Below are 22,923 nucleotides of genomic sequence, written 5' to 3' on the forward strand. Positions count from 1 at the left end.
GTCGTCTTTCAAAGTGTCGGGTTTAGGGTTTTTTCATGAACGTAACATCCACCGGAAGCGAAGCCGCTGCATTGATTGCACGGCTGGACTGGGCGCGGAGCCCCCTCGGTGAATCCAGTGACTGGCCGCAAAGCCTGCGCACCGCCGTCGATATCGTGGTCCACTCACCGATGCCGATGCTGCTGCTGTGGGGCAGCCAGCTCACTCAACTCTACAACGACGGCTTCGCCGCGCTCGCGGGCAACAAACACCCCGGCGCCATGGGCCAACCCGCGCATGACACCTGGCCGGAGCTGGAAAACTTTACCGCACCGATCTACGACGCCGTCCTCACCGGCCAGGTGCGCACCTTCACCGAACAGCGCTTCGTCCTGCAACGCAACCATCGCGACACCGACATCTGGCTCGACCTGACCTACAGCCCGGTCCGCGATGAAAGCGGCACCGTCGCCGGCATTCTGGTCACCGCCATCGAGACCAACGAGCGCCGCAGCAAAGCCCTCGAACTGCAACAGCGCTCCGATGACAGCCTCAAGGCCCAGCACAGCACCGAACAACGCCTGCAATTGGCCCTGGCCGCCACTGATGCGGTGGGAACCTGGGACTGGGACATCGGCGAAGACCGCTTTATCGCCGACGCCCATTTCGCCTATTTGCATGGCGTCAACCCGAGTGACGCCGGCCTGTTGCCGATCAGCGACTACCTGCAAGGCGTGCACCCCGAAGACCGCGGCATGGTGGCGCGCAGCATCAAACACTGCATCACCTTTGGCACCGAATACGCCGAGGAATACCGCTTGCTGCAAGCCGACGGCCAACTGCGCTGGGTGTTCGCCCGTGGTCGCTGCTACAAGGACCCGCAAGGCCGCCCGGCACGCTTCCTTGGCGCCGCGCTGGACCTGACCGAACGTAAACACACCGAGCACGCGCTGCGCCAAAGCCAGACCGAGCTGCAACTGATCATCAACGCCATGCCGGTGCTGATCGGCTACGTCGACCACGAACAGCGTTTTCGCCTGAACAACAGCGCCTACCTCGACTGGTATGGCATGACGCCCCAGGAGCTGTACGGCAAGACCATCCGTGAGGTCATCGGCGACGAGCTGTATGCCGGGCGCGAAGACAAGATCGCCGCCGCGCTCAAGGGCAAGGCGTGCAGTTTCATGACCGTTACGCCCCATCACGACGGCCGCCCGCGCCACGCGTTGATGAAGTACCTGCCACGCTTCAGCAATGACGGCTCGGTGAACGGCTTCTATATCTTTGTTATCGATGAGACCGAACGCAAACTCACCGAAGAGGCCTTGCGCCACCTCAACGAGAACCTCGAAGAGCGCGTCGCCCAGCGCACACAGGCGCTGGCTGAAGCCAACCAGCGCCTGCAAAACGAAATGTTCGAACGCGAGCGCGCCGAAGACGCGCTGCGTCACGCGCAGAAAATGGAAGCCGTGGGCCAGCTCACCGGCGGCATTGCCCATGATTTCAACAACATGCTGACCGGGATTATCGGCAGCCTGGACTTGATGCAGCGCTACATCAGTGCCGGGCGCAGCGACGAAATCGGCCGCTTTACTGACGCCGCCGTATCGTCCGCCCATCGCGCGGCCGCCCTCACCCATCGGCTGCTGGCGTTCTCACGCCGCCAGTCGCTGGACCGCCGCCCGCTGGACCCCAACCAGCTGGTAGCGTCCCTGGAGGATCTGTTCCAGCGAACCAAAGGCGCGCATATCACGCTCAAAGTGCAACTGGGCCGCGATATCTGGCCCGTGAATACCGATGCCAGCCAGTTGGAAAACGCCCTGCTCAACCTGGTGATCAACGCACGCGACGCCATGCCCGACGGCGGCGAATTGCTGATCGAAACCGCCAACAGCTACCTCGATGGCAGCGACATCACCACCCTGGAACCGGTGAAGGCCGGCGACTACGTGATGCTGGGCGTGTGCGACAACGGCACCGGCATGGCACCGAAAATCCTGGCCAAGGCGTTCGACCCGTTTTTCACCACCAAGCCTATCGGCCAGGGCACAGGCCTTGGGCTGTCGATGATCTATGGGTTTGCCCAGCAATCCGGTGGCCACGTGACGATCCAAAGCGAGCCCGGCCAGGGCACCTGCGTGCGCCTGTACCTGCCGCGCCTGTATGGCACCGCCCTGGAAAGCCACCTGCCGCAGCATTTGAGCGAGGCCCCGTTGGCGCTGGCCGGTGAGTCGGTGGTGGTGGTCGAGGATGACCCGGCGGTGCGCATGCTGGTGGTCAATGTGCTCGATGAGTTGGGTTACACCGCACACCAGGCAGCGGACGCACGCACGGCGCTGCCTTTGCTGGAGTCGGATTTGCGTGTGGACCTGCTGGTGACCGATGTCGGCTTGCCGGGCATGAACGGCCGGCAACTGGCGGAAATCGCCCGTCAGCACCGGCCCGGCCTGCGCGTGTTGTTCATGACCGGTTACGCCGAAAAAGCCGCCGAGCGCCAGGGCTTTCTGGAAGACGGCATGGACATGGTCGCCAAACCGTTTTCCGTTGACCTGCTGGCAACAAAAATCCGCAGCATGATCAGCGTCGACGAATGAGTTCAGGCATAATCGCGCGCCGCCGCACACCTGGTAGAAATCAATGAAAGCCCAAGCCCGTCACATTCTGGTGAAGACCAGCGAAGAAGCCGAACAGCTCAAGCAGCGCATTGCCAAGGGCGAAGCGTTTGATGTGCTGGCCAAGAAATACTCGACCTGCCCGTCCGGCAAGCGCGGCGGTGATTTGGGTGAAGTGCGGCCAGGGCAGATGGTCGGGGCCATTGATGCGGTGATCTTCAAGAAGCCGGTGAAGGTGGTGCATGGGCCGATCAAGAGCAAGTTTGGCTATCACCTGGTGCAGGTGTTTTACCGCGACTGAGGGTTGGGCTTTAGACCGCTTTCGCGAGCAAGCCCGCTCCCACAGTTGACCGAGTTCCTTCAGTTGAAATGCAATCAAATGTGGCAGCGGGCTTGCTCGCGAACCGCCGCGGGCGGCTATTCCACCGACTATCTTGGGATCAGTGCACCCGGCACTTGAATCACCCGGCTCGCCAACCGATGCCCCGCCAAGGCCGCCGCCTCTGGCGAACCACCCGTGAGCCGACTGGCCAAATACGCCGCACTGAACGAATCCCCCGCCGCCGTCGTATCCACCACGTTCTCGACCTGCAACGCCGGCACGGCAAAGCGCTCGCCTGCGCAACGGATCAGACACGCCTGCGCCCCGCGCTTGAGCACCACTTCCGCAATGGCCGGGTACGCCGCAAACACCTGCTCACTGTCGGCGTACCCAAACAGCGCACGCTCGTCATCTTCGGTCAGCAAAGCGATATCCACCTCGGCGAGCACCCGGTGATACGCCGCGCGCGCCGCCTCGACACTGGCCCACAGACGCGGCCGGTAGTTGTTGTCGAAGACCACCTTGCCGCCGCGACGGCGGGTTTCGATCAGGCTTTGCAGTAAGCGTTCACGCCCGATTTCACCCAGCACCGCCAAGGTGATACCGCTGAAATACACCACGTCGTAATCCGGCAAGGCCGCCAGGATCGGTTCGGCGGCCGGCGTGGTGAAGCAATCACGCACGGCGGCTTCATTGCGCCAGTAGAGAAATTTGCGTTCGCCGTTGGCGTCCGTCTGGATGCAATACAACCCCGGCAAACGGCCGGGCAAGCGCTGAACCCTGTCCAGGCCCAAGCCTTCGTCGCGCCACTGTTGGCACATGGCATCGCTGAAACTGTCATCGCCCAAAGCGGTGACGTAGTCGACCGTGCCGACAGCGCCCAGCTCGCGGCGCAGGTACACGGCCGTGTTCAGGGTGTCGCCGCCGAAGCTCTGCTGCAGGCTGCCGTCGGCGCGGTGCTGCAATTCGATCATGCATTCGCCGATCAGGGCGATGCGCGGTTGTGTGTTCATGCCTTTGATCTCTGGTGTGGCTGATGGCTCCTTCGCGAGCAAGCCCGCTCCCACAGTTGACTGCATGCCTTCAGATACAACGCGGTCAATGTGGGAGCTGGCTTGCCTGCGATGGCCCCTAACCTCTGGTGTGGCTGATGGCCCCTTCGCGAGCAAGCCCGCTCCCACGGTTGACTGCATGCCTTCAGATACAACGCGGTCAATGTGGGAACTGGCTTGCCTGCGATGGCCGCTAATCTCTGGTGTGGCTGATGGCCCCTTCGCGAGCAAGCCCGCTCCCACGGTTGACTGCATGCCTTCAGATACAACGCGGTCAATGTGGGAGCTGGCTTGCCTGCGATGGCCGCGACTCGGTCTAGAAGCAGGTCTGCAGCGACTCGATCACCTGCAACTGCTCATCCACCAGGCAGCCCACTTGCCACTTGTCGAAGGTCAGGCACGGGTGCGAGGTGCCGAAGGAAATGATGTCGCCGATACGCAGCTCAACCCCTGGTGCCACGCGCATGAACGCGTGCTGGTCCATCACTGCGGTGACTTTGCAGGCGCTCACGTCATCGCCTTCGGCCGGCAGGATACCGGCCTTGTAGCGCTTGAGCGGCACCGGCAACCCGGCGTCGTAGGCCACGTCGCGCTTGCCCAGGGCAATCACCGCAAAGCCGGGCTCGGGCAACGATTGCACGTGCGCCCAGACTTCCAGCGCAGGGCGCAGGCCTTCATTGAGGTCGCTGCGGCGGTCGAGCACGCAGCATTGCGCGTCTTTGTAGATACCGTGGTCGTGGGCCACGTAGCTGCCGGGGCGCAGCACGCTGAGGAAACGGCCGGCGGCGTTTTGCGTCTCGAAGGACTCGGCGATCAGGTCGTACCAGGCCGAACCCGACGCGGTAATGATGGGCTTGGGCAGGTCGAAAGCGCCATTGTTTTGCAGGTCCACGGCCAATCGCACCAGGCTGGCGGCGAACTCGCGGATGCCACTGATAGCGTGTTCGCCGTGGATGACACCTTCGTAGCCTTCGATGCCGGTAAGGGCCAGGGCCGGCTGGGCCTTGATCGCCTTGGCGAGCTCACGCACTTCCTGCTCGCTGCGGCAACCGCAGCGGCCGCCGACCACGCCGTACTCGATCATCACGTTCAGGCGCAGCCCACGGGCGGCGAAGAACAGGCCCAGGTCGGCGACGTTGTCCGGGTGGTCGACCATGCAGTGGAAGTCGAAATCAGGATCGGCCAACAGGTCGGCAATCAACGCCATGTTCGGCGCGCCGACCAGTTGGTTGGCCATCAACACGCGGCGCACGCCACCGGCATAGGCGGCACGGGTCTGCACCGCATTGGCCAGGGTAATGCCCCAGGCGCCTTGGGCGAGCTGGCGCTGGAACAGTGCGGGCATCATGCTGGTTTTGCCGTGGGGCGCGAGTTCTGCGCCGCTGTTGCTGACAAACGCTTGCATCCAGCGAATGTTGTGTTCCAGGGCGTCACGGTGCAGCACCAGGGCCGGCAGGCTGACGTCGCGGACCAAGTGGGCGCCAATCGCGGCGGCGCCTTTTTCAACGGCGTTGAAGGCAGACATGGAAAACTCCTATTCGTTGATGCGGCGGGCCAGGTGGTTGGCGCTGTCGATCAACACCCGGCGATAGTCGTTGTAATTTTTAATCGCGTCGGCCCGTGGGGCGACGATGCACAAGGTCGCAATGCTGATGCCTTGCGCGTCGCGAACCGGGGCAGCGAAGCAATGGGTAAAGGTGTCGGCCACGCTGTCGAAGGAGAAGAACCCATCGAGCGTGGCCTGGCGGATCTGCGCCAGGAAGGTGTCCAGCGCCAGGCGCTGGCCGTCCGGCAGGATGAAATCGTCGTCGTCGATCAGGTCGATGATTTGCTGGTCGCTCAAGTGCCCCAGCAACAGGCGCCCGGAGGCGGTCCACGGAATCGGCGCGTTTTCGCCGATGTCCGACGAAATACGGAAATGCCGCTCACCTTCGCGCATCAGCGCCACCGTGTATTTGCGCCCGTTGAGCAGGCACATCTGTGCGGTTTCGTGGGTTTGGCTGACGATTTCCTGCAAGGCGTGGTCGGCCTCGCGGGTCAAGTCGAAATGGCGCAGGTGCGCCTGGCCGAGGAAGTACAACTGGCGGCCGAGGTAGACGTGGCCGTCCTTGCCCACCGTTTCCAGAATGCGCCGTTCCAGCAGCGACGCGACCAACTCATAGACGGTGGATTTGGGGCTGCCGATGCCGCTGGCAATATCATTCGGGCGCAGGGGCTGGCCGATTTCCTTGAGAAAATCGAGGATATCAAAAGCACGGTCCAGGCCTTTGGCGCGGCGTTTGATGGTGTCTTCGGTCATGGCAGTAATCGGTCCCGTCAAATGTGGGTGCTGCACAGTGATCCCCTGTGGGAACGGGCTTGCCCGTGATTGCGGTGGGTCAGTGCCAGATGGGCTGGCTGACACGCCGTCATCGCGGGCAAGCCCGCTCCCACATGGGATCTCCTATGGTTTCAAGCATGGGGCATTTAGCCTTTTTTCTTGTAGGCCACGCAATCAATCTCGACCTTGCAGTCCACCATCATGTTGGCCTGCACACAGGCGCGCGCCGGGGCGTGTTCCGGGGTGAAGTATTCGCCGAAGACCTTGTTGAAGCTCCAGAAGTCCCGTGGGTCTTCCAGCCACACACCCACGCGCACCACGTCTTTGAGTTCGTAGCCAGCCTCTTCCAGAATCGCCACCACATTGCGCATGGTCTGGCGGGTCTGCTCGATGATGCCGCCGTTGATGATTTCACCGTCCACCGCTGGCACCTGGCCCGAGACGTAGAGCCAGCCGTCCGCTTCCACCGCACGGGCGAAAGGACGTGGCTGGCCACCGCCGGCGGTGCTGCCGGTGCCGTAACGAGTAATGGTCATAACGTTGCTCCTGATTAAAAACGAATGTTCTTCAAAAATTCCGCCAGGCGCGGCGATTGCGGACGCTCGAAGATGTCCTTCGAGGTGCCCTGCTCTTCAATACGGCCCTGGTTCATGAATACGATCTTGTCCGACACTTCATAGGCAAAACGCATTTCGTGGGTGACCAGCAACATGGTCATGCCCTCCTCCGCCAGGCCCTTGATCACGCTCAGCACCTCGCCAACCAGTTCCGGGTCGAGGGCCGAGGTGACTTCGTCGAACAGCATCAAGCTGGGGTTCATGGCGATTGCACGGGCAATCGCCACACGCTGTTGCTGGCCGCCGGACAATTGGCCGGGGAAGTGGTTGCGCCGCTCCAGCAGGCCGACACGGTCGAGCCATTTTTCGGCCAGGGCCACGGCTTCGTCCTTGCCCATTTTCTTCACCTTGAGCAGGCCCAGAGTGACGTTTTGCAACGCCGTCAGGTGCGGAAACAGGTTGAACTGCTGGAACGCCATGCCGGTCATCGCGCGGTGCTGGGCAATCACCCGCTCAGGGTGACGCACACGCTTGCCGGCGATTTCGCTGTAACCGATCGACTCGCCATCCAGGGTGATCTGGCCGCCCTGGAATTCTTCGAGCAAGTTGACGCAACGCAGCAGCGTGGTCTTGCCCGAGCCGCTGGAGCCGATCAAGGTCACCACGTTGCCGCGCTGCATGGACAGGTCGACGCCTTTGAGCACTTCCACCTGACCGTATTGTTTGCGCAGGCCGCGAATGTTCAGCAGCGGTGAGGGGGTATGTGGTTGGTTCATGGCAAGGCCACCCGCTTTTCAATGTAGCGCCCGAATAATTCGATGGCGTAGTTGATGACAAAGAACAGAAACCCGGCGAACAGGTAGAACTCCAGGGTCATGAACGTACGCGCGATCACTTGCTGGGTGCTCAGCAGTAACTCAGCCACGCCAATCACCGAGAGCAAGGTCGAAGCCTTGACGATTTCCGTGGAGGAATTGACCCAGGTCGGCAGGATCTGGCGCAGCGCCTGAGGCAACAGCACGTAACCCAGGGACTGGTAGAACGTCAGGCCAATCGCCTTGCCCGCTTCCAGTTGCCCACGGGGGATGGCTTGCAACGCGCCGCGCACGATTTCCGAGACGTGCGAGCCGCAGAACAACGTCAGCCCGACCGCCCCGGCCTGGAACGCGGTGATCTGCCAACCGAGCGCCGGCAGCATGTAGAAACACGCCAGCACCAACACAAACACAGGCGTGCCACGGATCAGGTCCACGTACAGACGAAACGGCGCACGCATCCAGAATTTGCCGTAGGTCAGGATCAACCCCGCGAAGATACCGATCAGCGTGCCAAAGATAATCGCCAGCACCGAGCAATAAATACTGGTCTGAAACCCCGCCCAGAGGGTATCCCGGGCGATCCACAACTCATGCAGCCAGCTGGGGGACTCGTACATGGAAACCCTCCTTAACGACGGATCGCCAGACGCTGTTCCAGGTAACGGAGCAGCATGGCGATGAAATAACAGGCGGCCACGTAGAGCGCGGTCGTGACCATCCAGGTTTCAATCACCCGGTAGCTTTCGACGTTGATCTTGCGGGCGTAATAGGTCAGCTCCGGCACCGCGATAGCGGCGGCCAACGAGGTGTCCTTGAACAGCGAAATAAAGTTGTTCGACAGCGCTGGCAACACGTTGCGCAGCATCACCGGCACGGTGATGTAGGCACGAATGCGCCACTCGCCCAGGCCAATGGCCAAACCGGCTTCACGCAAGCCCTTGGGAATATTCAACAGCCCGGCACGGAACACTTCGGTCAGGTAGGCACCGGCATACAGCGACAGGGTGATGATGAAGGACGGGATTTTGTCGAGACGAACCCCCAGCGACGGCAGGGCAAAGTAGATCAACAGGATCAGCACGAGGATCGGCGTATTGCGGATCACCGTCACGTACACCGAGGCGAAGACGCGCAACGCCCGGTGCCTGGACAGCATGGCAAATGCCATCATCAAGCCGATCACACAGCCAATCGCGATCGACAGCAATGCCAGCTCAAGGCCCAGACCGAGCCCCGCCAGCAAGCTGGGGAAATCACGCCACACGGCGGCAAAGTTCAACTGATAGTTCATGGTCGGCAGTACCTGAAGCGGGGCGCAACACGCTGCGCCCCCGGTTTACACATCACTTGAATTCAACAGGGAAACCAATCGCAGGCTCTGGCAGGTCCACACCGAACCACTGCTTGAACGACGCTTTGTAGGTCGGGAATTCCACGCCGGTCATGGCCTCATGCAACGCCGTGTTGACGAAGTTCAGCCAGTCCTGGTCGCCACGCTTGACGGCGCACGCGTAGGTTTGCGGGCTCCAGGCGTAGGTCGGGCTGCGGTAGCGGCCCGGGTTCTGCACCATCAGGTACTTGACCGAGGATTGGTCGGTGGCGGCAGCATCGGCGCGACCGGAGTTCACGGCCTGGTACATCAGGTCAACGCTGTCGTACTGATCGACCTTGGCTTTGGGCAGCGCCTGGTGCACCAGCTCTTCGGCGTAGACGTTTTGCAGCACGGCCACGGTGACGCTGTCGCCTGCGGCTTGCAGGTCTTCGATTTCTTTGTATTTGCTGTTGTTCGGCAGCAGCAGGCCCACGCCTTCGCGGTAGTACGGCAAGGTAAAGGCAACCTGCTGGGCACGGCTGGCGGTGACGGTGATGAACTGGCAACTCATGTCGACCTTGTTGGTCAGCAGGTTGGGAATGCGTGCGTCGGACGACTGCACCACAAATTCGACCTTGCTTGGATCGTTGAACAATCCTTTGGCCACGATGCGGCCGATGTCGATATCAAAACCTTGCAACTTGCCATCCGCTCCCTGGAAGTGCCACGGCGCATTGGTACTGCCTGTACCCACGATGAGATGCCCACGCTTGAGCACATCATCGAGTTTGCTGTCCGCCGCATGCACGACGCTTGCGAGGGAAGCCGATGCGGCGAAGAGAAAAACACACGCTTTAAACACGGAAGGTCGGTGATGCATGACAAGCACTCCAGGAGTTGTGTATTCCGCTATACCGGAACCTAGTATGTAACAACGGAATAGACAGCAGAAAGTGTGCCACACGCAGTAACAGAAAAATATGCCGAGGATAAATTCGTTATAAATCAGAAAGATAATTTCTGATCAGCTGTACAGCGGGATGCCATCACGCGCAATCAGATTGCTACCCAAGGCCCCACACCACCGTGACAGGCCCCAACCGGGTGCACCACCACAGTGTTACCGCGCACCCTTGCGGCGCGGGCGCACCCTGCAAAAATCTCCAGGCTGGACTAGCCTTGGCACATCCAAGCCAACACGGACGACCTCTGCGATGAAGCTCAGCCTCACTCTGGTTTTGCTGTCATGCCTGGCAGCCGGCAGTGCCTCGGCGGCTAACGACCGCCGCGAATGCACGGAACAACTGCGCAAACTCAAGGAAGCTTTCAATACCAACTACACCAGCCAGAACCACCATGACTATCGGCGGGCAAAGGCGTCCAGGGACAATGAGGAATACCAGAAATGCGCGAATCAGGCGCGCAAGGCACGGGAACGCATGGAGCGCACCGACGATGCGTGAGCGGCGTCACCTGTGAAGGTTGACAGTAGACGGTGGTGATCTCGCGATTTAGCGTACCCGCAACCATTCGGCCGGGCTCGCAAGGGGATCATCATGGGCGTTGCAAAAACGGTTATTCACGCGCACAACGAATACCAACGAATCCTGAATGAACACCCGCTGGTTATTGTGTTGTTCACGTCCCCCTACTGTCAGGCGTGCTTAGGGGCTGACCTGCGCTTTAATCGCATCGCCGACAAATACGCCGGGCGTGTAAAAAGCATGCTCCTGGACACCACCCAAACCCCGCCGATTGACGGGGTTAGCGGCACCCCAACGCTGGTGGTCTACAAAAATGCCCTTGAGGTCGAAAATCTCAAGGGCATCGGTGCCCCCCATGAACAGGAAGCGGTCCTGGAAGACGTGTTTAAAGACTACGCGCCCTAGGCGTCAGCAGCACTTGCGTCACCCGCCGCTCTTCCACCGCCGCCACGGTCAGGCGCCAGCCTTCATGCTCAAGGCTGTCACCGACCATCGGCAGGCGATCCAGCAGGCTCATCACCAAGCCTGCCAGGGTCTGATAATCCTCGGTGGCAAGCGCATTGAAACCGGTACGCTGACGAACCCGATTGAGGTTCAAGGCGCCATTAACGCGAAACCCCTCGCCCTCCTCGACACTATCCGGCCCCTCGATTTCGCTGGCGTCCGGCAACTCACCGGCGATCGACTCGAGAATGTCGGTCATGCTCAACACGCCCATGAAATCCCCGAATTCGTTGATCACGAAGGCGATGTGGGTCGACTCCTGGCGCATCTGTTCCAGGGCGTTGAGGATCGAAAAGCTCTCCAGCAGGTTGATCGCCCGTCGCGCCAGGTGCTCCAGGTTCGGCTCGTTGCCCGCCAGGTATTCCTTGAGCAATTCTTTTTTGTGCACGAAACCCAGCGGCTCATCCACCGCGCCGTTACGGATCAACGGCAGGCGCGAGTAGGACGAATGCATCAGTGTGCGGCGGATCGTCTCGGAATCGTCCGCCAGATCGATACAGTCCACCTTGGCCCGTGGCGTCATCAAGGTGCGGATCGGCCGCTCGGCCAGTTGCAGCACGCCACTGATCATCACGCGCTCGCGGCGATCAAACAGCGGACCCTGGGTTGCATCCGGTTCGCCCAGCAAGTCGGCGACGTCGTCACCCACTTCTTCCACCGCCAGGCTTCGGCCGCCGAGCAAGCGCATCACCGCATGAGCGGTACGCTCACGCACCGGCAACACGCCTTGCGCCGACTTCTTGCGACGGGCACGGGCAATCTGGTTGAACAGCTCGATCAGAATCGAGAAACCAATCGCCGCGTACAGGTAGCCCTTGGGAATATGGAAGCCCAGGCCTTCGGCGGTCAGCGCGAAACCAATCATCATCAAAAAGCCCAGGCACAACATGATGACCGTCGGGTGCGCGTTGACGAAACGGGTCAGCGGCTTACTCGCCACGATCATCAGGCCGATGGACACGATCACCGCGATCATCATCACGGCCAGCTCATCCACCATGCCCACGGCGGTAATCACCGCGTCGAGGGAGAACACCGCGTCGAGCACCACGATCTGCGCCACGATCGGCCAGAACATGGCGTAAGCCACATTGCCCGTGCGCTGCGCCACGTGGCCTTCAAGGCGCTCGTGCAACTCCATGGTGGCCTTGAACAACAGGAACACACCACCAAACAACATGATCAGGTCACGGCCAGAGAAGCTCTTGTCGAACACCTCGAACAGCGGCTGCGTGAGCGTCACCAACCAGGAAATACTCGCCAGCAGGCCCAGACGCATCAGCAACGCCAGCGACAAACCGATCAACCGCGCGCGGTCGCGCTGCTCCGGCGGTAACTTGTCCGCCAGGATCGCGATAAACACCAGGTTGTCGATGCCCAGCACCAGTTCCAGCACAATCAAGGTCAACAGGCCGAGCCAGGCCGTTGGATCCGCTAACCATTCCATTTAATAGAGTCTCTTTAAAGGTTTCAGAACGCCGGACACGGCAAAGCGCGGTCAGTGGACCGGGACAAGGTTAGCAGTCGGAATACGGGGTGCTTCAGCGGGAACAGCGACAGCGGATGTCTTGGGGAAAGACGACTGGGAGGCTCCGAGAGGGTGTTCATGCAGGTCCTGCAATAAGAAAAGGACTTGAATCGTACAGGCGAAACCCAAACTTCCTACAACGCAAAATTATTACAAAATCTGTCCCCAAGCACGCACAAAACCAATGTGGGAGCGGGCTTGCTCGCGAATGCGGAGGTTCAGTCAATCCATATGTCGACTGACACACCGCCTTTGCGAGCAAGCCCGCTCCCACATTTTGACCTGCGCAATATCAGGTTTTGCGTGTCGCATCATCCAGCGCCAGGATGGTGTGGGCATTCGTTACCGTGGTCGCCAACGTATTGATCACCCCCGAGCGCAACGCGCCAAGCGTTGCCGCCGCCTTGGTGTTCTCACTGGCAATCGCCACGACATCCGGGATGCGGAACAACTCCTGCACCGTCAGCCCGATCACCCGGCCTTGAATTGCGTTGACCGCCGGCTGGCCGTGAATATCGATAAAGTCATACCCCATCATGTCGCCCACGGTGCCGGACAACCGCGCCTGCGCGATCTCCTGCGGCGAAAACCAGCCCATGCGCACCATGTTGCTGTTCTCGCTCATGTCGCCAATGCCAATCAGCGCAATGTCCGCGCGCCGTGCGCGATCCAGGGTCGAGCGCACGGTGTCGTTGTTGATCAACACGCCGCGTAACTCGGGGTTCGCCACCAACGCCGGGGCGTACAGGCTTTCGCTCTCGCCACCAAAACGCAGGGCCAGGCGTCGGCAAATATGATCGGGGTTCATGTATTCGCCAGCCTTGAGCGAACCGCCGATGGCGCAGACAAACGTGCAATTGCGCGTCACCGGCAAAAACACGTTATCCGCCACGGCACCGACGTTACGGCCCATGCCCACGGCGACAATCATGCCGTCGCTGAGCGTCTTGTTCAGGTAATTCGCCACCAGGCTGGCGACAGCCGAGCGCTGGGTGTCGGGGTCGCTGTGGTCGACCGCAATCAAAGCGCGGTCCAGCTTGAAGCGCTCCACCAATGCCCGCTCCAGCTCGTTGTTCATCGCCGGGTGCTGCAACACGCGCACCTCGACAATCCCTTCATCGCGCGCACGTTTGAGCAAGCGGCTGACTTTCGCCCGCGACAGGTCGAAGCGTTTGGCGATGGCTTCCTGAGTGACGTTCTCAAGGTAATAGAGCATCGCCACTTCGGTCATCTGATCGATATCGCTGGCAATGCGCTGGGTACTGTCACTCATGGGGACGGGCTTCCGTTTCGGCGTCAAAGGCGCATTCTCCCGACTCTTGCCCCGTTACGTCCACTACTGATGCCCATCGCGCTCGATCGCATTGATCCGCTCGACCTTGGCCCCTGAACGCGCGGCCTCGAACTCCGACTCCAGGAACGACTTGACGATACTTTTGGCCAATTCGGCGCCGATCACCCGCGCGCCGATCGACAGAATTTGCGCATCGTTGCTCTTGCGCGCGCGCTCCGCCGAATAGGTGTCATGGGCCTGGGCCGCACGAATGCCCAGCACCTTGTTGGCCGAGATCGCCATGCCGATCCCGGTGCCGCATACCAGCACACCCAGGCGTTGCTGCCCGGCATTGATGGCGGTAGCCACCGCCAGGGCGATGTCCGGGTACAGCACCGGCGCCGTGGAATGCGTGCCGAAGTCGGTCACCGGATAACCCAACGCCTCGATATGGCGCTTCAACAGCTCTTTGAGCTCAAAACCCGCTTCATCGCATCCGATAGCCACCGGGAAAGGTGTGTTCATGGCATCTGGCTCCACTGCCGAGAAGGCACTTAAGATCGATCAAATGATCAGTCACTGAAATTTCTATCAGTCATTTCTCAGGCAATAAGCCCTTTCTGTCAAGTGAGTTTTAACTGACCCTCCAGTCAAAGCCCTATTACAGGGCACTATTAATACTCATGGTGGGATTCATAGGTTTTAAGTGAAAGAGATTGACTGATCAGAATTTCATTTGGTACACATATGATCACAGCGAAACATGACTGTGCGACCTAATAAGAATTCACAGCACGAGGACACGCCGATGGCCACGCCATTACTGCTCCAGGCTGAACACGTCGCCAAGGCTTACGCCGGGGTGCCTGCCCTGCGTGACGGGCGCCTCTCTCTACGGGCCGGCAGCGTGCATGCGTTGTGTGGCGGCAATGGCGCCGGCAAGTCGACGTTCCTGAGCATCCTGATGGGCATTACCCAACGCGACGCCGGCAGCATTGCGCTCAACGGCACCCCGGTTCAGTTCAACCGCCCCAGTGAAGCCCTGGCAGCGGGGATCGCGATGATCACCCAGGAACTGGAGCCCATCCCCTACATGACCGTCGCCGAAAACATCTGGCTGGGCCGCGAACCGCGCCACGCCGGCTGCATCGTCGACAGCAAGACCCTCAACCGCCGCACCCGCGAGCTGCTCGAAAGCCTGGAGTTCGACGTCGACGCCACCCGCCCCATGCACCGCCTGAGCGTGGCGCAGATCCAGTTGGTGGAAATCGCCAAGGCGTTCAGCCACGACTGCCAGGTGATGATCATGGACGAACCCACCTCGGCCATCGGCGAGCACGAGGCGCAAACCCTGTTCAAAGCCATCCGCCGTCTCACCGCGCGTGGCGCCGGCATCATCTATGTGTCGCATCGCCTGAGCGAACTGGCACAGATCGCCGATGACTACAGCATCTTTCGCGATGGCGCCTTTGTCGAAAGCGGACGCATGGCCGATATCGACCGCAACCACCTGGTGCGGGGTATCGTCGGCCAGGAGCTGACGCGCATTGACCACAAGGTCGGCCGCGAATGTGCGCCCACGACCTGCCTGCAAGTTGACAACCTGAGCCGCAACGGCGAATTCCACGACATCAGCCTGCAACTGCGCCAGGGTGAAATCCTCGGCATTTACGGCCTGATGGGGTCGGGGCGCAGCGAATTCCTCAACTGCATCTACGGCCTGACGGTTGCGGATTCCGGCAGCGTGACCCTGCAAGGCAAGCCCATGCCGATCGGCTTGCCCAAAGCCACGATCAACGCCGGCATGTCGCTGGTCACCGAGGACCGCAAAGACAGCGGCCTGGTGCTCACCGGCAGCATTCTTTCCAACATTGCGCTGTCGGCCTACAAACGCCTGTCGCGCTGGTCGCTGATCAATGCGCGCAAGGAAACCCAACTGGCCCAGGACATGGTCAAGCGCCTGCAGATCAAAACCACCTCCCTGGAACTGCCGGTGGCCTCCATGAGCGGTGGCAATCAGCAAAAAGTGGTGCTCGCCAAATGCCTGTCGACCGAACCGGTGTGCCTGTTATGCGATGAACCGACCCGGGGCATTGATGAAGGTGCCAAGCAGGAGATTTACCACCTGCTCGACCAATTCGTGCGCGCCGGTGGCGCCGCCATTGTGGTGTCGTCCGAAGCCCCTGAGCTGCTGCACCTGAGTGATCGCATCGCCGTATTCAAGGGCGGCCGGCTGGTGACTATCAGCACCGACACCGCCCTTTCCCAGGAAGCCTTGTTGAGTCTTGCCTCATGAACGCCAAAACCATCGCTGCCCCCATGACTGCCGCGCCGCGCAATCGACTGCGTTTATCCCTCGACCGCTTCGGCCTGCCGCTGGTGTTTATCCTGCTGTGCGTGGTGATGGCGTTTTCCAGCGAATATTTCATGACCTGGCGCAACTGGATGGACATCCTGCGCCAGACCTCGATCAACGGCATCCTCGCCGTGGGCATGACCTACGTGATCCTGACCAAGGGCATCGACTTGTCGGTGGGCTCGATCCTGGCCTTCGCCGGGCTGTGCAGCGCAATGGTCGCGACTCAAGGCTACGGCCTGCTGGCGGCCGTCAGTGCCGGGATGTTTGCCGGGGCCATGCTCGGCGTGGTCAACGGTTTTATGGTCGCCAACCTGTCGATCCCGCCGTTCGTGGCCACTCTCGGCATGCTCAGCATCGCGCGGGGCATGACCTTCATTCTCAACGATGGCAGCCCCATCACGGACCTGCCCGACGCCTACCTGGCGCTGGGCATTGGCAAGGTCGGGCCGATTGGCGTGCCCATCGTCATCTTCGCCGTGGTCGCGCTGATCTTCTGGATGGTGCTGCGCTACACCACTTACGGCCGCTATGTGTACGCCGTGGGCGGCAATGAAAAGAGCGCACGCACCTCCGGCATCGGCGTGCGCAAGGTGATGTTTTCGGTGTACGTGGTGTCCGGCCTGCTCGCCGGGTTAGCCGGCGTGGTGTTGTCGGCCCGCACCACTTCCGCCCTGCCCCAGGCCGGGGTTTCCTATGAGCTGGATGCGATTGCCGCAGTGGTTATCGGCGGCACCAGCTTGTCGGGCGGCACCGGCAGCATTGTCGGCACGCTGTTTGGTGCGTTGTTGATCGGCGTGATCAACAACGGGCTGAACCTGCTCGGCGTGTCGTCCTATTACCAGCAGGTCGCCAAGGGCCTGATCATCGTGTTCGCCGTGCTGATCGACGTGTGGCGCAAGAAAAAACGCTAATCGCTTTCCCTCCCAACAATGAACTGAACGACCTACAACAATAAGCGGAGTTCTCACCATGAAACCTGGAATGACGTTGGCCGCCGTTGCGGCTCTCTCCCTGCTCGCCAGCAGTATTGCCCTGGCCGCCGATGGCAAGACCTACAAAGTCGGCGCCGCCGTGTACGGCCTCAAGGGCCAGTTCATGCAGAACTGGGTCCGCGAGCTGAAGGAACACCCGGCGGTCAAGGACGGCACCGTGCAGTTGACCGTGTTCGACGGCAACTACGACGCCCTGACCCAAAACAACCAGATCGAAAACATGGTCACCCAGCACTACGACGCCATCCTGTTCGTGCCCATCGACACCAAGGCCGGCGTAGGCACGGTAAAACAAGCCATGAGCAACGACGTGGTCGTCATCGCCTCCAATACGAAAGTAGCCGATGCCGCCGTGCCTTATGTGGGTAACGACGATGTGGAAGGCGGGCGCCTGCAAGCCCAGGCCATGGTCGACAAACTTAACGGCCGCGGCAACGTCGTGATCATCCAGGGCCCGATTGGCCAGTCGGCGCAGATCGACCGGGAAAAAGGCGAACTGGAAGTGCTGGGCAAACACCCCGACATCAAGATCATCGAGAAAAAAACGGCCAACTGGGACCGCGCCCAGGCCCTGACCCTCACCGAAGACTGGCTGAACGCGCACCCCAAAGGCATTAACGGTGTGATCGCCCAGAACGACGACATGGCCCTCGGTGCCGTGCAGGCGCTGAAATCCCATGGATTGTCATCCAAAGACGTGCCGGTGACCTCGATCGACGGCATGCCGGATGCGATCCAGGCGGCGAAGAAAGACGAAGTCACGACCTTCCTGCAAGACGCCCAGGCCCAGTCTCAAGGCGCACTGGACGTGGCATTGCGCGCACTCGCCGGCAAGGACTACAAGCCGCAATCGGTGATCTGGGAACGCTATGCCAAGGACGTGAAATGGGCCGACGGCACCGCCAAGAACTACATCCTGCCGTGGGTGCCGGTGACCAATGCGAACGCGGATGCGCTGTACAAACAGGTCAGCGGCGGTAAGTAACGGTTTCGACCTGTGAATGCATTCCAACTGTGGGAGCGGGCTTGCTCGCGAAGGCGGTGTGTCAGTCAGCACATCCGTCAGCTGATCCACCGCTTTCGCGAGCAAGCCCGCTCCCACATTGGATCTCCACCGTTTTCAAAAATGGAGTTAATCGTATGTCTGGATTCTGGAACCAAGCCTTCGACCTCACCGGCCGTTGCGCGGTGATTACCGGTGGCGCCGCCGGCATCGGCCTGGCCTGCGCCAGCCTGCTGGCGGAACGCGGAGCACGCGTGGCGTTACTGGACCGTGACCCGGCCGTGGTGGCCGTCGCCGCACGCCTGGGCGCCGAGCATCTGGGCATTGCCGTCGATCTGGGTCAGATCGGCCAGATACAACCCACCATCGTCCACGTATTCGAACACTTTCAGCGCCTGGATTACCTGATCAACAGCGCCGGCATCGTGCTGCTCGACAAGGCCGTCGATGTCAGCGAAAGCGCCTGGGACAGCACCCTGGACATCAACCTCAAAGCCAGCTTCTTCGTGGCCCAGGCCTGCGCCCGACACATGCTCGCCAACGGCGGCGGGCGCATCGTCAACCTCGCCTCCCAGGCCGCCGTGATCGGCCTGGACCGCCACGTCGCCTACTGCGCCAGCAAGGCCGCCATCGTCGGCATGACCAAGGTGTTGGCCATGGAATGGGCGCCGCAGATCAACGTCAACGCCATCTCCCCGACCATTGTCGAGACCGCCCTGGGCAAGAAAGCCTGGGCCGGTGAAGTGGGTGAAAAGGCCAAATTGCAGATCCCGGCCGGCCGTTTTGCCCAGCCGGAAGAGATCGCCGGGCTGGCGCTGTACCTGCTCAGCGATGCCGCGCAGATGATCACCGGCGCCAACATGGTGATCGACGGCGGCTACAGCATTCAGTAGTTCATTTTTTGTCGTGAGGTTTTGTCATGTCCACCGTCACCGAACGCACAGCTGAACAGCTCTCCCCCAGCATCCCGAAAACCATGCAGGCCGTGGTCTGCCATGGCCCGGAAGACTATCGACTGGAAACCGTCGATGTGCCCACGCCCGGCCCCGATGAGATCCTCACCAAGGTCGAGCTGTGCGGCATTTGCATGGGTGACATCAAGACGTATCGCGGCGCGCCATCGTTCTGGGGCGATGCCGAACAGCCGCGCTACGTGAAACCGCCAATGATTCCCGGGCATGAGTTCGTCTGTCGCGTGGTTGCCCTGGGCCCAGGCGCCGAGAAGCGTGGGGTAAAGGTGGGCGACCGGGTGATCTCCGAGCAGATCGTGCCGTGCTGGGGCTGCCGCTTCTGCAATCACGGCCAGTACTGGATGTGCCAGAAACACGACCTTTATGGCTTCCAGAACAACGTGCAGGGCGCCATGGCCCAGTACATGATTTTCACCAAGGAAGGCATCATCCACAAAGTGCCGGAATCCATCGCCCCCGATGAAGCGATCCTGATCGAACCGCTGGCCTGCTCGCTGCATGCCGCCGAGCGCGCCAATGTCGACCATGACGACGTGGTGGTGGTAGCCGGCGCCGGCACCCTGGGCCTCGGCATCATCGGCGCCGTGCGCCTGCGCAACCCGAAAAAGCTGATCGTGCTGGACATGAAACCCGAACGCGCCGCCCTCGCCCTGCGCATGGGCGCCGACGAAGTATGGAACCCGGCCGACGTCGACGTCATGGCAAAGATCCGCGCGATCACCGACGGTTATGGCTGCGACATTTATATCGAAGCCACCGGGCATCACAAGGCGGTGAACCAGGGCCTGGCGATGCTGCGCAAGCTGGGGCGCTTCGTCGAGTTCAGCGTATTTAATGACGAGGCCACGGTAGATTGGTCGATCATCGGCGACCGCAAGGAACTGGACATCCTGGGTTCGCACCTGGGGCCGTACATGTACCCGCGCGCCATCGACTTTATTGGCAACCGCAAGATCGACATGCGCGACGTGGTGACCCACAAATTCGCCCTGGCGGATTTCAAGGAAGCGTTTGCGGTGATGGAGCGCGGGGACAAATCGCTCAAAGTTGTACTCGAGCCTTAAGAACGCCACCTATCAAACTGTGGGAGCGGGCTTGCTCGCGAAAGCGGAGTGCCAGGCAACACATGCATCAACTGAACCACCGCTTTCGCGAGCAAGCCCGCTCCCACATTGAATTGTTGTTGCCCCTAAGAACAAGAACACAGGAACCCGCGTTATGAATCGAGTCATCAACGATCCGGACCACGTGGTCGAGGACATGTTGCACGGCATTCTGGTCGCCCACCCCGAACTGCGCCAATACGAGAGCAACCCTCGGGTCATCGTCAAAGCCAGGCCATCGGGGCAAGGCCGGGTTGGCATCGTGACCGGCGGCGGCTCGGGCCATGAGCCGGCGTTTCTGGGCTACGTCGGCCCCGGCCTGGTGGACGCCGTGGCCGTCGGCGAGATTTTCTCCTCGCCCACCGCCAAAAGCTTTTTCGACGCGTTCCGCGCCGCCGACCATGGCGCTGGCGTAGCCTGCCTGTACGGCAACTATGCCGGCGACAACATGAACGTGAAGCTGGCAATGAAAATGGCCGCCAGCAAAGACATGCGCATCCGTACCGTGGTCGCCAACGACGATGTGGCCTCCGCCCCCAAGGTCGATATCGCCAAGCGGCGCGGCGTCGCCGGGGAGATCTTCATGTGGAAGATCGGCGGTGCGGCAGCGGCCCAGCATTACGACCTCGATGGCGTGATTCGCGTCGCCCAGAAAACCGTCGATCACTGCCGCTCAATTGGCATCGGCCTCACCCCGTGCACCATTGCGGCGGTGGGCAAGCCAAACTTCCAGATCCCCGACGGCCAGATGGAACTGGGCATCGGCCATCACGGCGAACCGGGCATTGAAGTTGTGCCCATCGAGCCCGCCGCCGCCATGGCCGAACGCATGCTCGCACCGATCCTGGCTGACCGTGATTTCAGCCACGATGACAGCGTGGTGGTGCTGGTCTCGGGCCTGGGCGCCACACCGGTGATGGAGCTGTACATTTTTTACGCCGAGGTCGAGCGACAGCTCAAGGCCAAGGGCTTGAAGATTCACCGTTGCTACGTGGGCAATTACTTCACCTCCCTGGAGATGATGGGCGTCACCCTCACCCTGCTCGGCCTCGACGCCGAGCTGAAAACCTTGATCGACCAACCGTGCCGCTCCATCGGCATGACCCAGGCGGAGTGAACCATGAGCCAGCATTTTTCCACCCGCGACGGCAGCGCTATCGTCGCCGACCTGGTCAGCGTGATCGTGGCCAACCGTGAATACCTCAGCGAAGTCGACGGCGCGATTGGCGACGGCGACCACGGCATCAATATGGCCAAGGGTTTCGCCCACTGCGGCCGCATGATCGAAGGCCGCCAACTGACATTGGCCCAAGCCCTGGATGAGCTGACCCTGAGCCTGATGGAAGGCATCGGCGGCTCCATGGGGCCGTTGTATGGCAGCCTGTTTATCGGCATGGCCGACGAAGTGCGCAGCAGCGAGGCTATCGACGCCGCCACCTTTGCTCGTTTGCTGCGCGGCGGTTTGACCTCGCTGCAGGACATCACCGAAGCGGGCGTGGGTGACAAGTGTTTGATGGACACGCTGATCCCGGCGGTTGAAGCCTTCGAACGTGCGCAGGCACAAGGCGCGGGTTTCAGCGCTGCGCTGGAGGCGATGAAAGCCGCCGCGTCCCAAGGCCGCGATTCAACCAAAGACCTGGTGGCCAAAATCGGCCGGGCCAGCCGTTTGGGCGAGCGCTCCCTCGGCGTACTGGATGCCGGCGCCGTGTCGTGCTGCCTGATCCTCACGCGCCTGGCGGACTCGGTGCAGCCGCGACTGAGCGTTTGACTTGTTGGATATACCGCGCCACTGCCGGCGCTTGCTCAAAGCGCCGGTAAATCAACGACAGCCAGGACGCCGCCTCGCAGCCATGGAGAGTGCGGTAGACCACGCCCGGCAAGCTCACATGCCCGACCATCGACGCCGGCACCACCGCCACGCCCTGCCCTAGCGACACCAACGCCACCACCGCGACCAAGCCGCCCGGTTGCGGCCCGAGACGCGGCGCATAACCACCCTGCGCCGCGACGTGCAACGTGCCGCTGATTTGCTCCGGCAAGATAAAGGTTTCGTTTTGCAGGTGTTCACAACCAATCGCCTTGAGCCTCAGCAGCCAGGAATCCTGCGGCAGCGCCAGCACGAAACCTTCACTGTCGAGGCGCACCGCCTCTACCCCATCGGGCAGCGTCATTGGCGAGCGGATGTAGCCGATGTCATAGCGCCCGTCTGCCACCGCCGTCGGCAATGTGGCCATCGCGCATTCGCGCACATTCACGCTCACCTCCGGAAACGCCTGGCTGAACGCCTGCATTTGCCGCTGCAGCAGCCCGGTGTATACCGCCGAGGCCACGTAGCCCAGTTCGACATGCCCGATCTCCCCACGGCCGGCGCGCTGGGCGCTGCGCTGGGCAAACTCGAACTGGCGCACCGTGGCTTGCGCCTCGGTCAGTAACGCCGCGCCCGCTTCGGTGAGGCTGACTTCGCGCTGCTGACGGATAAACAGACGCGTGCCCAACGCAGTTTCCATGTCCTGGATCTGACGGCTCAAGGTGGGCGGCGCGATACCCAATTGCTCGGCGGCGCGGGTGAAGTTGCGCTGGCGGGCGACCGCCAGGAAGTAGCGGAAATGGCGGATTTCCATCGCAGGATTAGCTCAAAGGTAATGAAGTGCTTCAGCCCAGCTAACAACGCAAGCAAGTGCCAGGGATAAGCTCACGAAACATCAACACTAGAGAGCCCTTGCGATGTACGTCA

General features: G+C 61.3%; 23 protein-coding genes. 11 read left to right on the plus strand and 12 right to left on the minus strand.

Going from position 1 to position 22,923, the window contains the following annotated elements; genetic code table 11:
* The first annotated feature begins 35 nt into the window (after positions 1 to 35).
* On the plus strand, positions 36 to 2,573 hold the full coding sequence (locus JFT85_RS04820; protein WP_169876565.1) for a PAS domain-containing protein: 2,538 nt from the start codon (positions 36 to 38) through the stop codon (positions 2,571 to 2,573).
* Positions 2,574 to 2,616: 43 nt separating this feature from the next.
* Positions 2,617 to 2,892, plus strand: coding sequence for a peptidylprolyl isomerase (locus tag JFT85_RS04825; protein ID WP_003174397.1), 276 nt, complete (start codon positions 2,617 to 2,619; stop codon positions 2,890 to 2,892).
* A gap of 128 nt (positions 2,893 to 3,020) precedes the next feature.
* On the opposite strand, the gene JFT85_RS04830 is transcribed toward JFT85_RS04825, so the two are convergent.
* The 8 genes from JFT85_RS04830 to JFT85_RS04865 form a co-directional block, all read right to left on the minus strand.
* A complete protein-coding gene (locus JFT85_RS04830; RefSeq protein WP_069552345.1) occupies positions 3,021 to 3,926 on the minus strand; it encodes a sugar kinase in 906 nt (301 codons plus the stop codon).
* Between the two features lie 355 nt (positions 3,927 to 4,281).
* Positions 4,282 to 5,490, minus strand: a complete 1,209-nt coding sequence (locus tag JFT85_RS04835) for an amino acid deaminase (protein WP_069552344.1) — start codon at positions 5,488 to 5,490, stop codon at positions 4,282 to 4,284.
* A gap of 9 nt (positions 5,491 to 5,499) precedes the next feature.
* Positions 5,500 to 6,264 (minus strand): IclR family transcriptional regulator, encoded by a 765-nt coding sequence (locus JFT85_RS04840; RefSeq protein ID WP_069552343.1) that lies wholly within the window; start codon positions 6,262 to 6,264, stop codon positions 5,500 to 5,502.
* Positions 6,265 to 6,431: 167 nt separating this feature from the next.
* Entirely contained in the window at positions 6,432 to 6,821 is a 390-nt protein-coding gene (locus JFT85_RS04845) for a RidA family protein (RefSeq protein WP_069552342.1), read from the minus strand.
* Positions 6,822 to 6,835: 14 nt separating this feature from the next.
* Complete coding sequence (locus tag JFT85_RS04850; RefSeq protein ID WP_053255672.1) at positions 6,836 to 7,618, minus strand: amino acid ABC transporter ATP-binding protein; 783 nt, start codon at positions 7,616 to 7,618, stop codon at positions 6,836 to 6,838.
* Entirely contained in the window at positions 7,615 to 8,277 is a 663-nt protein-coding gene (locus tag JFT85_RS04855; protein WP_053255671.1) for an amino acid ABC transporter permease, read from the minus strand. The genes JFT85_RS04850 and JFT85_RS04855 overlap by 4 nt, the downstream gene beginning before the upstream one ends.
* Before the next feature lie 11 nt (positions 8,278 to 8,288).
* Positions 8,289 to 8,951, minus strand: coding sequence for an amino acid ABC transporter permease (locus JFT85_RS04860; RefSeq protein ID WP_053255670.1), 663 nt, complete (start codon positions 8,949 to 8,951; stop codon positions 8,289 to 8,291).
* A gap of 52 nt (positions 8,952 to 9,003) precedes the next feature.
* Complete coding sequence (locus tag JFT85_RS04865) at positions 9,004 to 9,852, minus strand: transporter substrate-binding domain-containing protein (protein WP_053255669.1); 849 nt, start codon at positions 9,850 to 9,852, stop codon at positions 9,004 to 9,006.
* A 334-nt stretch (positions 9,853 to 10,186) separates the two neighbouring features.
* Here JFT85_RS04865 and JFT85_RS04870 point away from each other — a divergent pair, with 334 nt between their 5' ends.
* Both JFT85_RS04870 and JFT85_RS04875 read left to right on the plus strand, forming a co-directional pair.
* The gene (locus tag JFT85_RS04870; protein ID WP_053255668.1) at positions 10,187 to 10,435 is read left to right on the plus strand and encodes a hypothetical protein; all 249 of its coding nucleotides are present in this window, start codon (positions 10,187 to 10,189) and stop codon (positions 10,433 to 10,435) included.
* 93 nt (positions 10,436 to 10,528) lie between these two features.
* Positions 10,529 to 10,861 (plus strand): thioredoxin domain-containing protein, encoded by a 333-nt coding sequence (locus tag JFT85_RS04875; RefSeq protein WP_053255667.1) that lies wholly within the window; start codon positions 10,529 to 10,531, stop codon positions 10,859 to 10,861.
* Here the strand turns inward: JFT85_RS04875 and JFT85_RS04880 are convergent.
* From JFT85_RS04880 to rpiB, 3 genes are all read right to left on the minus strand, one after another.
* Positions 10,842 to 12,407 (minus strand): TerC family protein, encoded by a 1,566-nt coding sequence (locus JFT85_RS04880; RefSeq protein ID WP_053255666.1) that lies wholly within the window; start codon positions 12,405 to 12,407, stop codon positions 10,842 to 10,844. The genes JFT85_RS04875 and JFT85_RS04880 overlap by 20 nt on opposite strands.
* 373 nt (positions 12,408 to 12,780) lie before the next feature.
* Positions 12,781 to 13,761: a sugar-binding transcriptional regulator gene (locus tag JFT85_RS04885; RefSeq protein WP_053255665.1), complete on the minus strand. Its 981-nt coding sequence runs from the start codon at positions 13,759 to 13,761 to the stop codon at positions 12,781 to 12,783.
* A 63-nt stretch (positions 13,762 to 13,824) separates the two neighbouring features.
* Entirely contained in the window at positions 13,825 to 14,286 is a 462-nt protein-coding gene (rpiB, locus tag JFT85_RS04890; RefSeq protein WP_016969738.1) for a ribose 5-phosphate isomerase B, read from the minus strand.
* 283 nt (positions 14,287 to 14,569) lie between these two features.
* Here rpiB and JFT85_RS04895 point away from each other — a divergent pair, with 283 nt between their 5' ends.
* The 7 genes from JFT85_RS04895 (at position 14,570) to dhaL (ending at position 21,957) form a co-directional block, all read left to right on the plus strand.
* Entirely contained in the window at positions 14,570 to 16,057 is a 1,488-nt protein-coding gene (locus JFT85_RS04895) for a sugar ABC transporter ATP-binding protein (RefSeq protein ID WP_187602287.1), read from the plus strand.
* Positions 16,054 to 17,031, plus strand: coding sequence for an ABC transporter permease (locus JFT85_RS04900; protein ID WP_053255663.1), 978 nt, complete (start codon positions 16,054 to 16,056; stop codon positions 17,029 to 17,031). The genes JFT85_RS04895 and JFT85_RS04900 overlap by 4 nt, the downstream gene beginning before the upstream one ends.
* A gap of 58 nt (positions 17,032 to 17,089) precedes the next feature.
* A complete protein-coding gene (locus JFT85_RS04905; RefSeq protein WP_053255662.1) occupies positions 17,090 to 18,097 on the plus strand; it encodes a substrate-binding domain-containing protein in 1,008 nt (335 codons plus the stop codon).
* A 155-nt stretch (positions 18,098 to 18,252) separates the two neighbouring features.
* Complete coding sequence (locus JFT85_RS04910; protein WP_053255661.1) at positions 18,253 to 19,008, plus strand: SDR family oxidoreductase; 756 nt, start codon at positions 18,253 to 18,255, stop codon at positions 19,006 to 19,008.
* A 26-nt stretch (positions 19,009 to 19,034) separates the two neighbouring features.
* Positions 19,035 to 20,150, plus strand: coding sequence for an MDR/zinc-dependent alcohol dehydrogenase-like family protein (locus JFT85_RS04915; protein ID WP_069552338.1), 1,116 nt, complete (start codon positions 19,035 to 19,037; stop codon positions 20,148 to 20,150).
* 154 nt (positions 20,151 to 20,304) lie between these two features.
* Positions 20,305 to 21,306 (plus strand): dihydroxyacetone kinase subunit DhaK, encoded by a 1,002-nt coding sequence (locus tag JFT85_RS04920; RefSeq protein WP_201229348.1) that lies wholly within the window; start codon positions 20,305 to 20,307, stop codon positions 21,304 to 21,306.
* Between the two features lie 3 nt (positions 21,307 to 21,309).
* Entirely contained in the window at positions 21,310 to 21,957 is a 648-nt protein-coding gene (gene dhaL / locus JFT85_RS04925) for a dihydroxyacetone kinase subunit DhaL (RefSeq protein ID WP_053255658.1), read from the plus strand.
* Here dhaL and JFT85_RS04930 read toward each other — a convergent pair.
* On the minus strand, positions 21,914 to 22,810 hold the full coding sequence (locus tag JFT85_RS04930) for a LysR family transcriptional regulator (RefSeq protein WP_053255657.1): 897 nt from the start codon (positions 22,808 to 22,810) through the stop codon (positions 21,914 to 21,916). The two genes, dhaL and JFT85_RS04930, sit on opposite strands and share 44 nt — an antisense overlap.
* Positions 22,811 to 22,923: the final 113 nt, after the last annotated feature.

It is taken from the genome of Pseudomonas sp. TH04, assembly GCF_016651355.1.
Classification (GTDB): Bacteria; Pseudomonadota; Gammaproteobacteria; order Pseudomonadales; family Pseudomonadaceae; genus Aquipseudomonas; species Aquipseudomonas fluorescens.